Raw genomic sequence first — 12,113 nt, 5'->3', positions numbered from 1 at the left:
GCTGGCCGAGACGCCGCGCGTGCAGGGCCTGCGCGAGGAGTCCCGCCAGCGCCTGGCCAAGCTCTTCCACCGCGCCGCTCAGGCCGTGGCGGCCGAGGACTGCTCGCTGGACGCCGCGCTGCGCTTTGTCGACTGGGTCGGCCCGCTGCTGCGCCGCGAAAGCTACCTGGCCCTGCTGGTCGAGCGCCCGGCCGTGCAGCAGCGCCTGCTGCGCCTGCTGGGCCTGGCGCGCTGGCCGATGCGCTACCTGATGCAGCACCCGGGCGTCATCGACGAGCTGGCCGACCCGCTGCTGCTGACCGCCCGCTTTGATCGCGAGGCCTTCATCACCGACCTGCTGGAGCGCGAGCAGGGCTGGGAGCGCAGTGGCGAGGCCGACGAGGAGGCGCTGCTGGACACGCTGCGCCGCGCCCACCACGCCGAGGTGTTCCGGACGCTGGTGCGCGACGTCGAAGGCCGCATCACCGTCGAGCAGGTGGCGGATGACCTGAGCCTGCTGGCCGACGCGGTGCTGCAGATTGCCATCACCTGGGCCTGGGCCCGCTTTGGCAAGGCGCATCGCGCCGACCCGCGCCTGGCCGTGATTGCCTACGGCAAGCTCGGCGGCAAGGAGCTGGGCTATGGCGGCGACCTGGACGTGGTCTTCGTCTTCGACGACGACGACGAGAACGCATCGGAGATCTACGGCGCCTTCGTGCGCCGCCTCATCACCTGGCTGACGCTGCGCACCGCGGCCGGCGAGCTGTTCGACATCGACACGGCGCTGCGGCCGAATGGCAATTCCGGCCTGCTGGTCACCTCGCTGGCGCACTTCGAGGCCTACCAGACCGGCCGCGGCAGCAATACCGCCTGGACCTGGGAACACCAGGCCATCACGCGGGCGCGCTTTTGCGCCGGCAATGCGGACATGGCCGAACGCTGCGAGGGCGTGCGCCGTCAGGTCCTGACGGCGCCGCGCGATGCCGAGGCGCTCAGGCGCGAGGTGCAGGCGATGCGTGAGAAGGTCCGTTCGGCGCGGCCGGTGCGCGACGGCCTCTTCGACGTCAAGCACAGCGAAGGCGGCATGATGGACGCCGAGTTCGCCGTGCAGACCCTGGTGCTGGCGCATGGCGCGGCGCATCCCGAGCTGCTCGACAACCTCGGCAACATTGCGCTGCTCAAGCGCTGCGAAGCGGCGGGGTTGTTGCCGGTGGGCGTGGGCTCGGAGGCGGCCAATGCCTATCGCGAGCTGCGGCGGGTGCAGCACAAGGCGAGGCTGGATGAGCAGTCGACGGCATTGGACGAGGCGGCTGCGGTGCCTTTGGCTGGGTACCGCGACGCCGTGCGTAGCTTGTGGCTCGCTGTGTTTGGTTGATGGCCAGGCCCGTGCGGGGATTTCGCCCCCGCAGGCGACTCACTTTCTTGTGCGGACAAGAAAGTAGGTCGCCCGCCGGGGCGAAATCCCGGCACGGGCCTTGGCGATGACCCGCTCGACGAGTTGGGTGCGACTGTGTGCAGCGTTCGCCGCGCTGTCACTATTGGCGTGGCCGCTGCCGAGAGAGCTGCTCGATTGGCAGCCCTCCCTCATCGCGACGCAACCCTGGCGCGCCATCACGTCAGCCTTCGTCCATTTGACCCCCCTGCACCTCGCCGCCAACCTCGCCGGCTGCGCCGCCCTGGCGCTTCTCGGCCACCGCGCCGCCCTCGCCAAACCCGAAACCATCGCCGGCCTCATCGCCCTGCCCCTGACCCAATTCGCCCTGCTGCTGCGCCCAGAGTTGCAAAGCTATGCCGGCCTTTCGGGCGAACTCCATGCCATGACCGCCATCGCCGCGCTGAGCCTGCTGACCCGCCCCGGCCGCAACCGCCTCATCGGCGCAGCAATCGCCATCGGCCTGGTCGTCAAGCTCATCCTCGAAGACCCACTCGGCCCCGCGCTGCGCAACACCCCCGGCTTCGACTTCGCCGTGGCGCCGTTTGCCCACCTCAGCGGCGCCATCGCAGGGGTGCTCGCCTGGGCGCTGACAATGGCGCTCATTCAATCAAGATCGCCGAGGCCCCCGCATGGGACGTGAAGCCAGTTGCACCGCCCGTGTGGGCACCGAGACCGCCGAGGTCGCCGCCCTGCTCGAATCCACCACCGTCGTCCTGCGCGGCGACATCAAGCGCAAATGGGCGATCGCCGCACTGCAGGACCTGCGCGTCGACGGCGAGGAACTGAGGTTCGAGGTGGACGACGAAGCCGTCGCCCTCGTGCTGGGCGAGAAGGAAGCCGGCCGTTGGCTGAAGAAGCTGCAGACCCCGCCGCCCACGCTGGCCGCCAAGCTCGGCGTCAGTGCCGACAACCCGGCCCTGCTGATCGGCCCCACCGTCGGCCCGCTGGACCCGGCGCTGGCGCAAGCCCTGGCCGGCGGCATCACGACCAACGTGCGCGAGGCGCGCATGCTGGTGGCCGTGCTGAGCAACCCGTCCGAGCTGCCGCGCATGGCCGAGTTCCACGCCGACATGATCTGCAAGACGGTCTGGGTCGTGCACGCCAAGGGGCCCGAGGCGAGCCCGTCGGACACCGAGGTGCGCCTGGCCATGCGCAACTGGGGCTATGTGGACAACAAGACCAGCGCCGTGTCGGACAAGCTGACGGCCACGCGCTATGTGCGCAGCGAGCCGCCACCGCCGAAGAAGCGCATGCGAAATCGCTAGATGACATTGGCCTCGATCAGGGGCCGCCCGTCGAGCAGGCGCTGCGGCGTCAGCGCCTCGATCAGCGGCGCGTCCAGGCCCGCGATCAGCCGCGCCATTGACCAGCCCACCGCCGGCGACTGCTGCATGCCGTGGCCCGAGAAGCCGCAGGCCGTGAAGGCGTTGGCCCACCCCGGCAGCCGGCCGGCCAGGCCGTTGTGGTCGAAGGCGTTCATCTCGTAGTAGCCGGCCCAGGCCGAGCGCACGCGCAGTGCCTCCAGCGCCGGCACGCGCGCGGCCAGCATTGGCCAGAGCTGCTCGTCGAACATGCCGTGGTCGATGTCGTCCAGCGGCGCGTCGTCGGCGTCGTCACCGCGCGGCGGGCCGCCGGCCAGGACCAGTGAACCTTCGGTACGGAACCAGATGCCGCTCGGGTCGATGACCAGCGGGCAGCCGGGCAGTGCGGCCGGCGTCTGCAGCACGAAGACATCGCGCTTCTTGGCGCTGACAGGCAAGCCGAGGCCGAGCGCGGCACCGAGCGGCGCGCTCCAGGCCCCCGCCGCGATGACGAAGGCATGGCCATCGATGCGCGCGCCGTCCGCGCAGCGCAAGCCGGTCACGCGGTCGCCCCGGGTTTCAAAACCGATCGCGTCCGCTTCGACAAAGCGCACACCGCATTCCTTGCCCTTGCGACGGAAGGCGCGGTGCAGGGCCGGGCCGTCGAACCAGCCCTCGCCGCTGAGGCCGAGCGAGCCGAGCGCGAGGTCGTCCACCGCCAGCCACGGGAAGCGGACCGCGAGTTCGGCCGGGCTCAGCAGCGCGACGTCGACACCCTCGGCGCGCTGCAGCGCATGCACTGCGCGCAGCGAGGCCGCACCGGCGGGCGTCGCGAGATAGAGATAGCCCGGCTCCACCAGCCCGATGGCGGGTCGGTCATCCGCCGTGGCCAGCTCTTCACCCACGCGCCGCAGGAAGGCCATGCTCCACCTCGACAGCGTCATGTTGACCGGCTGCGAGAACTGCTGCCGGATGGAGCTCAGCGACAGCGAACTCGACGCCCGCGCCAACGAGGTGTCACGTTCGACGACGGTCACGGCAGCGCCGTGGTCGCGGGCGAGAAAACACGCGGTGGCCGCACCCATGACACCACCACCGATGACGATCACTTCAGACATGCTGGCAGCATAGGGGCCATGAGTTCTCAAGCCCGTCAGTCCCATCTCGACCCGCGTGCCGTCACGCTGCTGCTGCTCTGCTGCTTCCTGTGGGGCATCAACCAGGTCGCCGCCAAGGCCGCGCTGACGGAGATCGGCCCGCTGTGGCAGGCGGGGTTGCGCTCTGTCGTGGCGGGGCTGCTGGTGTGGCTGTGGTCGCTGTGGCGCGGCATCCGGCTGTTCGAGCGCGACGGCAGCCTGGGCGGTGGCCTGCTGGCCGGGCTGCTGTTTGCGGCCGAGTTCGCCTGCATCTTCGTCGGGCTGCAGTACACCAGCGCCTCGCGCATGGTGGTCTTCATCTACCTGTCGCCCTTCGTCGTGGCGCTCGGCATGCCGTGGATCGCGCACGGCGAGAAGCTGTCGGGCAAGCAGTGGGCCGGCCTGGTGCTGGCCTTCGGCGCGGTGGCGTTCGCGTTTGCGGAGGGCTTCTCGTCGCCCAGCACGCCCACGCAGTGGTGGGGCGATGCGCTCGGCGTGCTGGCGGCCGTGCTGTGGGGCGGCACGACGCTGGCCATCCGCGCCACCCGGCTGAGCTCGGCGCCGGCCGAGAAGACGCTGCTCTACCAGCTTGGCGTGTCGGCGCTGGCGCTGTGCGCAGCCGCGGTGTTGGCGGGCGAGGCCCTGCCGGTTCAATGGTCGCCGCGCCTCATCGGCCTGTTCGGCTTCCAGGCCGTCATCGTGACGTTTGCCAGCTACCTGGCCTGGTTCTGGCTCATCCGCCACTACGCGGCCACCAAGCTGGCCGTGTTCACGCTGAGCACGCCGCTGTTTGGCCTGCTCGCCGGCGCGGTGCTGCTGGGCGAAGGGATCAGCATGCGGCTGGTCATGGCGCTGGTGGCGCTGGCCGCCGGCATCGTGCTGGTCAGCCAGCGCTGATGTCGCCGCCGCGCCAGGGGCAGCCACCGGGCCTGCATAGACTGCGCGCTTCCCACCTCAGGAGACACCCATGATCACGCTCTGCGGCATCCCGCTCTCGAACTACTACAACAAGGTCAAGCTGGCGCTGCTGGAGAAGGGCATTCCCTTCACCGAGGAGTACGTCAAGACGCACTCCCACGCCGAGGAGGTGCTGAGCGCCTCGCCGCTGGGCAAGGTGCCCTTCATCAAGACGCCGCAGGGCGCGCTGTGCGAGAGCCAGGTCATCGTCGACTACCTTGAAGCCGCCTACCCCGACACGACCAGGCTGATCCCCGCCGATCCCTATCAGGCCGCCAAGGTGCGCGAGCTGATCGTCTACGTGGACCTGCACCTGGAACTGGTGGCGCGCGAGCTGTACGCCGAAGCCTTCTTCGGCGGCAAGGTCAGCGACGGCACCAAGCAGCGCGTGGCCCGCTTGCTGCCCGAGAACATCAAGGCCTTCAAGCGCCTGGCCAGGTTCGGCCCCTACCTGGCCGGCGACAGCTTCACGATGGCCGACTGCGCCGGCTGGGTCAGCCTGCCGCTGGTCGGCATGGCGACCAAGATCGTCTATGGCGAGGACCTGCTGGCCGCCGGCGGCGTGGACTGGAAACCCTACGCCAAGCTGATCGGCGAGCGCCCGCACGCGCAGAAGGTTGCGGCCGACCGCAAGGCCGACCAGGAGCGATCGCTGGCCGCCAACCGCGCCTGACGCCGACATCACCTTGACCGCCGCCCACACCGAGATCGAACTGAAGTTCCTCGTGCCGGCGGCGTCCCGCGCGGCACTTGCGGCCGAGCTGGCCGGGCGAGGCACGCCGCAGCGCGCCTGGCTGACGGCCAGCTACTTCGACACACCGGACCTGCGACTCGCCCGGGCCGGCCTGGCCTGGCGCCTGCGCCGCGAGGCCAACCGCTGGGTGCAGGGCCTGAAGGCCGCGAAAGGCAGCAGCGCGCTGGAACGCTTCGAGCACGAAGTCATCCGACCCGACGCAAGCCCCGACCCCACAGCCCATGCCGACACGGCGCCGGGCCGCGAACTGCTGGCGTTGCTCGACAAGGCGGCAGCCGAGGGCCAGCGGGTCAGCGTTCGTTTCCAGGCCCAGGTGCGCCGCCTCACGCGCCGCGTGCGTACGCGCGGTGCCGTGGTTGGCATCGCCCTGGACGAGGGCCGGCTGCTGGCCGACGGCGCGACACAGCGCCTGCGCGAGGTGGAGTTCGAGTTGGTGTCGGGCGCGCCCGCTGCGATGCTGGCCCTGGTCGAACGCTGGCGCCAGCGCTTCGGCCTCATCCACGACCCGCGCAACAAGGCCGAGCGCGGCCACTGGCTGGCTGCCGGCAAGCCCCAGGCGCCGCTGCGCAAGGCCGAGTCGCCGCGCTATGCCCCCGACGCCGCTCCCGCCGAGGCCTGCGGCGTCGTGCTGGACGAATGCCTGGCACACATCGGCCGCAATGCCATCGGTCTGGCCGATGGGGGCCCCGCGTTGCGCCCCGACCATGTGCATCAACTGCGTGTCGGCATCCGCCGGCTGCGCAGCGCGCTGCGCGCCTTCCGCGGCTGGGTGGCCGAGCCGCCGGCCGAACTCGTCGACGGCCTGCGCACGCTCTTTGCTGCGCTGGGTGCCACGCGCGATCGCGACGTGCTGGGCAGCGGTGCCGCCGCCGAGCTTGCGCGTGCCGGCGCGCCGCCCCTGGCTGCGCCGGCCGCCACCGACGCACCCGACCCCGAAGCCCTCATCCGCGCCGATGACACGCAGCGCCTGCTGCTGCGCTGGATCACCTGGCGCAGCGGCCTCGAACCCGCCGCGGACGCGCCAGCCGACGCCTTGAAGCGCCTGGCACGGCAGCGGCTGCGCCGCTGGCACAAGGCCCTGGTCGCCGGCCACCAGGCCTTCGACAGCCTTGACGCCGATGCCCTGCATGAACTGCGCAAGCGCGTCAAACGCCAGCGCTATGTCTTCGAGTTCTTCGCGCCGCTGCTGCCGCGCAAGCACGCCGCCCGCCATCTGCAGGCGCTGGCCGCGGCCCAGCAGGCGCTGGGCGAGATCAACGATCTGGTCGCCGCCCGTGACAGCTACCGGGCTCGCGTGGCCGCCGAGCCCGAAGCCTGGTTCGCGGTCGGCTGGCTCACCGCCCGCTTCGCCAATGCGCGCCAACGGGCGCGAGCGGCGCTGGGGCAACTGGCAACAGTGGCCAGGCTGGGTCGCTGACCTGACGTCGCGACGCCCGGTATGCCTGGATCAACGGCAGCATCACGGCCAGAATCCTCACGCTCGATACCGGCGCCGCAAGAGCGCCACGCAACCGCCGCTCGCCAGCGATGGACGCGATGGCCGTACGCGCTCGCCGGCCATCGGTGCATTGCAGCGGGTCAGCCGCACCAGCCTCTGTGCAAGGACAGCCGATGAATACGACCGCGAGAAATGAAGACTTGGTGGCCCGCGTTCGCGCCGCGCTGTCGGAGGCGCCCGACCTGCGCGAGAAGAAGATGTTCGGCAGCCTCGGCTTCATGGTCCGGGACAGCCTGTGCGTGACGGCCCGGCCCGAGCGGCTGATGTGCCGCATTTCTCCGGCGCTGCACGCCCAGGCGCTGCAGCGCGAGGGCGTGGAAACGGTGGTCATGAAGGGGCGTCCCTACCCTGGCTATGTGTTCGTCGCCGCCTCCGCAGTGAAGACGAAGGCGGCGCTGGACTACTGGATCGACCTGTGCCTGGCGCACAACGCCACATTGCCGGCGCCCAAGCAGAAGAAGACCCCGGCAGCCCGGGTGGCAAAGGACAGCTAGCGCGCGGCGGCGCCGCGGCGGTTCACCCGCCCAGCAGGTTGAGCCGCAGGAGCCGGTCGCCGAAGGGGTTGTCCAGCACAAGCTGCCATGCGCCTGCGGCCGAGCGGCGCAGCACGGCTACCGAGAGGCCCCGCTCCGCGACGACCTTTCCATCAGGGGCTTGGCCAGTCATCGCCCACGGCGCGATGTGAAGTGCGAGGTCGCCCGCCACCATGACATCGTGGCCGCCGTAGCGAAACCGGGGGTGAACGCTGAAGAACTGCTGGAACCCTGCGCTGAGCGCTGCCTCGCCGCTGACCGGCCGGCCGGGCTCGAACGCAACCGTGGCCTCGTGCGCGTAGGCGCCGAGCACGCCTGGCAGGTTGCCGTCATGGAAGGCCGCCGTCATGGCCTCAACGGCCTGGACGACGCTCGCGTCTGCGACTGCATGGATGGATGTCATTGATGTTCCTGGTTGCTAGGCCCACGACCGTGGACAGCACCACAATCTAGGCCTAACCCTGTCAAAAACTGGCACCCGTCCAATGTCCCGAGCCGCGCGCGTGATCGCCATCGTCAGCCGGCTCCGCGCCGCACCCGACGCAACCGTGGCCCAGCTGGCCGGTGAGTTCGATGTCAGCGAACGGACGATGTTGCGCGACCTGGCCACGCTGCGCGACACCGGCATGCCGATCACCGGGCAGTCGGGCCCCGGCGGTGGCATTCGCCTGGAAGGTTCGCGCGGGCTGACCGCGGTCCACCTGACGCTTGGGGAAGTGATGGCGCTGTGGCTCGCCGCCCGGCTGGCGCGCGAATCCAGCGTCTTGCCGTGGAGCGACGCGGCAGCGTCGGCGCTGAACAAGCTGCTTGTGAGCGTGCCCGCGTCGCGGGCCGACTCATTGCGTCTTGTGCTGCGCCGGGTGTTCGTGGGCCGCCCGGCCGGCGCCGGTCTGGCAGCGACGATTGGCAGGACGCCGGACGAGCTGCTGACGGTGTTCGAGCAAGCCTTCAGCAGCGGCTGCGGGATGCGGTTCCTTTATACGGACGCGCAGGGCCGAGCCAGCACCCGCGAGGTCGAGCCCCACGGATTGCTCGTCGAACCGCCGGTCTGGTATCTCCTGGCATGGGACAGGCGCAAGGCTGCCGCTCGGACGTTCAGAATGGACCGCATCGACCAACCGGTCGTCATCGACGACCTGCGCTTCCGTCCGGACTTGCGCTTGGCATTGAGCCAGTTGCCCCCCACCGGTCGCTATGTGCGCGCAGACACAGGTCGCGCAGTTCCTGGCCGCAGCAAGGCCGGAAGCCCGTGAGCCGTCTCAGGCGCCGGGCCGGCGCTTGCCGAGCGGCAGCACGGTGTCAAGCCAGGCCCTGGCTTCATCAACTTGGCGGCGCACGACTGCGGGGTCACGTCTGGCTTGCGCCACCACGGCGGCTCCCTGCAGCCGGGACAGCAGGTGCTCGGCCGCGAGCTGCGCCTGCGCCGGGGTCAGGACGTGCGCGAACGCTTCTCGCAAATACGACTCGAGCCGCAGGAGCAGGCAGGCGGAGCGGGCATGCAGGTCGCCACCAACCTTCCCCAGCTCGATAGCCAAGCTGCCCACGGGACAGCCGAACTGCGCCAGCTCCGCGGCCGTCGACTCGACATGATCCAGCAGCCGACAGACCGTCGTGCGGGCATCCTCGTCCTCCTGCGCCGGGGCGACGAGCGCTTCCCATAGCGCCGTCGCCCTTGCATCCAGAACTGCACCCAGCAAGTCCTGCTTGGTCTTGAAGTAGTAGGCAAGGTTGCCCTTCAACAGCCCCGACGCTTGCGCGACGTCCGCAATGGACGTGGCCGCGAAGCCGCGGGTGGCAAAGAGGTGGGCGGCAGCGGCGACGACACGTTCGCGGGTGGAGGATGGATCACTCATGCCCCGACTGTATCTGGACGATCGTCCAATTTCACTTGGAATTTGGACGATCGCCCTGATACATTGGACGAACGTCCAACGCATGGTTTCCATATGCCACTTCAACGAGGCGCCCTGGCGCCCGACTTTCAAGCCGTCGACCTGTTCGGGCGCCCGGTGCAGCTTGCCGCCCTGCGGGGGCGACCGGTCCTGCTCTCGTTCATGCGCTATGCCTCATGCCCGATGTGCAACCTCAGGATGCGTGAGATGGTGCTTGCGCACGAGCGGCTTTCGCGAGAGGGTCTGGTCGTTTTGGCCGTGTTCCAGTCCACAGCCGAAAGCATGAGGGAGTTCGTCGCGCGGCAGGACGCGCCGTTCGCGCTGATCCCCGATCCCGACATGGCCCTTTACCGCCTGTTCCAGGTCGAAAGAGGTTGGGCTGGCCTGCTGGCGCCGAGCAACCTGCCGCACGCCGCCCGGGCCTTCGCCAAGGGGTTTGGTATGGGGCGCATCGACGGCCCGATCGATCGCCTGCCCGCCGACTTCCTCATCGGCCCGGGCGGGCGCATTGATCTTGCGTTCTACGCGCGTACAGCGGCAGAGCATGTGCCGCTGGCGGATGTCAGCGCCTGGCTCACCACGTGCGGCGGCGAGAACACTGCAGGGCCGCCCGGATCCCCGTCTCCGGCGTGCTGATGAACGGATGGACGAGTGCCGTGTCGGCACCTAGCGAATTCATGACGTGAACTGTCGGCGCGGCGCAAACGCTGCGCTTACCACCGCTTCTTCCTTGGATTGAGGGTGGCGCGTGGCGTCGATAGTTGGCGCCATCCAAAACTCGGAAGCGACAGATGACACACGAAAAGCCGGCCCGCACATGGTCGTGGGCCACGAAAGGCCGATGTCTCCAGTCCTGCGCCTTGCTGGCGGTCACCCTCGCGCTGCACCTGCCGGTGCACGCGCAAGGCGCCCCCGCGGTCAGCCCGAGCCTGAAGAAGATGCTCGGCGGTCTACCGATCGCCGGCATGAAGGAACAGCTGCAAGGCATGGTGGCCGCGCTGGAGAAGACGCCGTGCGGTGGCGGCCTGAAGGGCTGCTACGCCACCAGCACCGGCCCGCTGCAGCTGTACTTCTTCAGCAGCAACACCGCTCAGCAGACCTTGCTGTTGGTCGTGGACCAGCAGATGGTCATGCCCAACCTGTTGGGCGAGAAGGCGCAGAAGGTGATGGGCGGCACGGCCTTGCGCTCACCCATCATCTCCATCTCCACCACCGACTACGCGCTGGACCAGGCGAAGATGCCGCCCGCGTTGCAGAAGGTGGTGCGCGATCGCTACTTCAACGTCGGCTCGCTGGAGTTCGCCGCCGGCGTGCAGATGGCGGCCCGCGCCGACCTGGGCGGGCCCATCAAGCTGGCGATGGAAGCCTTCGGCGTGAAAGGCAACGAGGTGACGATGCGTGCGGCCGTGGTCATGCCCATCCCGACCGATCTGGCCGGTGGTGCGGGCGCAGGCGCCGGTGCGGCCGACGCCGTGGCGCATGGCGACACCATGAAGAAGGCCGGTGCCGACGCGTTGTCGCCCGAAGCCTTCATCGAGCTGCAGTTCGCGCCCAATGCCAAGCTGCCGCTGAGGATGCCCAAGGTCACGCTGACCGACGCCACCTTCTTCCTGAACAACGCGCTGACCTTCGGCTTCAAGGGCAATGCCGCCTACGACGGCGTGCCCAACAAGCCGATCCTGATCCAGTTCCAGACCCCGCTCAACCCGGCCGGCGCGCTGGACCTGCTGGACTTCTCCTTCCGCATGGCCACGCCGGCCAACTTCACGATGGAAGACGCCGCGCACGTGATGGTGGCGATGGCCACGCCCGACCCGAGGCTGGCCGGCTACGGCGGCGGCTTCATTCGCAACATCGACGCCTTCAAGCAGCCGCTGCTGGCGGCCACCAAGCCCCTGAGCGTGTTCAAGCTGAAGAACCCGCAGCCGGTGCCGGTCTACCGCTTCGGCGACAGCAGCAAGCCGTGGCCCGACGACCCGAGGTTCTTCAACATCGTGCTGCTGGGGCCGCTGGCTGACGGCGGGCCGTACATGAAGGCCGCGGGCGAAGTGACCATCCTGGGCCAGAAGATGGGCTGGCTGGATGCTTCGGCCGGCACTGCGGGCCTGCAAGGCTCAGTGGGCGAGGCGGTCACGCTGAAGCTGGGGCCGCTGGGCAAAGTGCGCTTCAAGATGGAGGCGTCGGCCGACGTCGACAAGAACCGCCAGGACATCAGCATGAAGGGCAACTTCGCCGGCCAGAAGGTGGAAGTGACGCTCAGCGGCAGCACCCTGAAGGTGTTCGTCAATGCCAGTTGCGTCAACCCCTTCGAAATCAAGGTGCAGGCCAGCATCGAGGCCAGCACCGACATCGCCCAGGTGTTTGAAGGCCAGGGCGGCGTCAACGTCGACCCGGCCAGCATCGGCGGCTGCGTCGGCAAGGAACTTGAAGCGGCCTACCGCAAGATTGCCGGCGAATACAAGAACCTCAGCGGCTACACGGCCAGCGCTGCCACGGCCGAGCTGAACAAGATGTCGGGTGCCGTCGCCGCCGAAGCCGAACGCGTGGCCAAGGAGGCTGAACAAGCTGCCGAAGCCACACGCAAGCAATACGAGCAAACCAAGAACGCTGCGCGCAACGTGGCCAGCC

Annotated in this window: 12 protein-coding genes and 1 pseudogene; 10 read left to right on the top strand and 3 right to left on the bottom strand. The window is 69.3% G+C overall.

Going from position 1 to position 12,113, the window contains the following annotated elements; genetic code table 11:
* The 3 genes from ACT6S0_RS23180 to ACT6S0_RS23170 form a co-directional block, all read left to right on the top strand.
* Positions 1-1,354 (top strand): DUF294 nucleotidyltransferase-like domain-containing protein (locus ACT6S0_RS23180; RefSeq protein ID WP_444766122.1); only part of this gene is annotated, 1,354 nt, incomplete at its 5' end.
* Positions 1,355-1,460: 106 nt separating this feature from the next.
* Complete coding sequence (rrtA, locus tag ACT6S0_RS23175) at positions 1,461-2,054, top strand: rhombosortase (protein WP_444766123.1); 594 nt, start codon at positions 1,461-1,463, stop codon at positions 2,052-2,054.
* On the top strand, positions 2,044-2,679 hold the full coding sequence (locus ACT6S0_RS23170) for a hypothetical protein (protein ID WP_444766121.1): 636 nt from the start codon (positions 2,044-2,046) through the stop codon (positions 2,677-2,679). Before rrtA ends, ACT6S0_RS23170 begins: the two co-directional genes overlap by 11 nt.
* Here ACT6S0_RS23170 and ACT6S0_RS23165 read toward each other — a convergent pair.
* Positions 2,676-3,833 (bottom strand): NAD(P)/FAD-dependent oxidoreductase, encoded by a 1,158-nt coding sequence (locus ACT6S0_RS23165; RefSeq protein ID WP_444766120.1) that lies wholly within the window; start codon positions 3,831-3,833, stop codon positions 2,676-2,678. The genes ACT6S0_RS23170 and ACT6S0_RS23165 overlap by 4 nt on opposite strands.
* 18 nt (positions 3,834-3,851) lie before the next feature.
* Between ACT6S0_RS23165 and ACT6S0_RS23160 the strand changes: the two genes are divergently transcribed.
* The 4 genes from ACT6S0_RS23160 to ACT6S0_RS23145 all read left to right on the top strand — a co-directional run bounded on the left by ACT6S0_RS23160 (position 3,852) and on the right by ACT6S0_RS23145 (position 7,554).
* Positions 3,852-4,748: a DMT family transporter gene (locus ACT6S0_RS23160; protein WP_444766119.1), complete on the top strand. Its 897-nt coding sequence runs from the start codon at positions 3,852-3,854 to the stop codon at positions 4,746-4,748.
* A 70-nt stretch (positions 4,749-4,818) separates the two neighbouring features.
* The gene (locus ACT6S0_RS23155; protein WP_444766118.1) at positions 4,819-5,481 is read left to right on the top strand and encodes a glutathione S-transferase family protein; all 663 of its coding nucleotides are present in this window, start codon (positions 4,819-4,821) and stop codon (positions 5,479-5,481) included.
* Positions 5,482-5,494: 13 nt separating this feature from the next.
* The gene (locus ACT6S0_RS23150; RefSeq protein ID WP_444766117.1) at positions 5,495-6,979 is read left to right on the top strand and encodes a CYTH and CHAD domain-containing protein; all 1,485 of its coding nucleotides are present in this window, start codon (positions 5,495-5,497) and stop codon (positions 6,977-6,979) included.
* Positions 6,980-7,173: 194 nt separating this feature from the next.
* Complete coding sequence (locus ACT6S0_RS23145; RefSeq protein WP_444766116.1) at positions 7,174-7,554, top strand: TfoX/Sxy family protein; 381 nt, start codon at positions 7,174-7,176, stop codon at positions 7,552-7,554.
* Positions 7,555-7,576: 22 nt separating this feature from the next.
* Here ACT6S0_RS23145 and ACT6S0_RS23140 read toward each other — a convergent pair whose 3' ends face one another.
* Entirely contained in the window at positions 7,577-7,996 is a 420-nt protein-coding gene (locus ACT6S0_RS23140; RefSeq protein ID WP_444766115.1) for a YybH family protein, read from the bottom strand.
* A gap of 100 nt (positions 7,997-8,096) precedes the next feature.
* Here ACT6S0_RS23140 and ACT6S0_RS23135 point away from each other — a divergent pair, with 100 nt between their 5' ends.
* Complete coding sequence (locus ACT6S0_RS23135) at positions 8,097-8,846, top strand: helix-turn-helix transcriptional regulator (RefSeq protein WP_444766114.1); 750 nt, start codon at positions 8,097-8,099, stop codon at positions 8,844-8,846.
* A 6-nt stretch (positions 8,847-8,852) separates the two neighbouring features.
* On the opposite strand, the gene ACT6S0_RS23130 is transcribed toward ACT6S0_RS23135, so the two are convergent.
* Entirely contained in the window at positions 8,853-9,446 is a 594-nt protein-coding gene (locus tag ACT6S0_RS23130; RefSeq protein WP_444766113.1) for a TetR/AcrR family transcriptional regulator, read from the bottom strand.
* A gap of 93 nt (positions 9,447-9,539) precedes the next feature.
* Between ACT6S0_RS23130 and ACT6S0_RS23125 the strand changes: the two genes are divergently transcribed.
* Both ACT6S0_RS23125 and ACT6S0_RS23120 read left to right on the top strand, forming a co-directional pair.
* Entirely contained in the window at positions 9,540-10,121 is a 582-nt protein-coding gene (locus ACT6S0_RS23125) for a peroxiredoxin family protein (protein WP_444766112.1), read from the top strand.
* A gap of 224 nt (positions 10,122-10,345) precedes the next feature.
* Positions 10,346-12,113 (top strand): annotated as a pseudogene (locus ACT6S0_RS23120) (lectin); the annotation flags it as partial.

Source organism: Roseateles sp. (genome assembly GCF_052436255.1).
Taxonomy (GTDB): Bacteria; Pseudomonadota; Gammaproteobacteria; order Burkholderiales; family Burkholderiaceae_C; genus Pelomonas.
This window is presented reverse-complemented; position numbering and strand designations above follow the sequence as displayed.

Coding starts and splice junctions, on each gene's coding strand:
- rrtA (WP_444766123.1), top strand. CDS start 1,461: ATGACCCGCTCGACGAGTTGGGTGCGACTGTGTGCAGCGTTCGCCGCG.
- ACT6S0_RS23170 (WP_444766121.1), top strand. CDS start 2,044: ATGGGACGTGAAGCCAGTTGCACCGCCCGTGTGGGCACCGAGACCGCC.
- ACT6S0_RS23165 (WP_444766120.1), bottom strand. CDS start 3,833: ATGTCTGAAGTGATCGTCATCGGTGGTGGTGTCATGGGTGCGGCCACC.
- ACT6S0_RS23160 (WP_444766119.1), top strand. CDS start 3,852: ATGAGTTCTCAAGCCCGTCAGTCCCATCTCGACCCGCGTGCCGTCACG.
- ACT6S0_RS23155 (WP_444766118.1), top strand. CDS start 4,819: ATGATCACGCTCTGCGGCATCCCGCTCTCGAACTACTACAACAAGGTC.
- ACT6S0_RS23145 (WP_444766116.1), top strand. CDS start 7,174: ATGAATACGACCGCGAGAAATGAAGACTTGGTGGCCCGCGTTCGCGCC.
- ACT6S0_RS23140 (WP_444766115.1), bottom strand. CDS start 7,996: ATGACATCCATCCATGCAGTCGCAGACGCGAGCGTCGTCCAGGCCGTT.
- ACT6S0_RS23130 (WP_444766113.1), bottom strand. CDS start 9,446: ATGAGTGATCCATCCTCCACCCGCGAACGTGTCGTCGCCGCTGCCGCC.
- ACT6S0_RS23125 (WP_444766112.1), top strand. CDS start 9,540: ATGCCACTTCAACGAGGCGCCCTGGCGCCCGACTTTCAAGCCGTCGAC.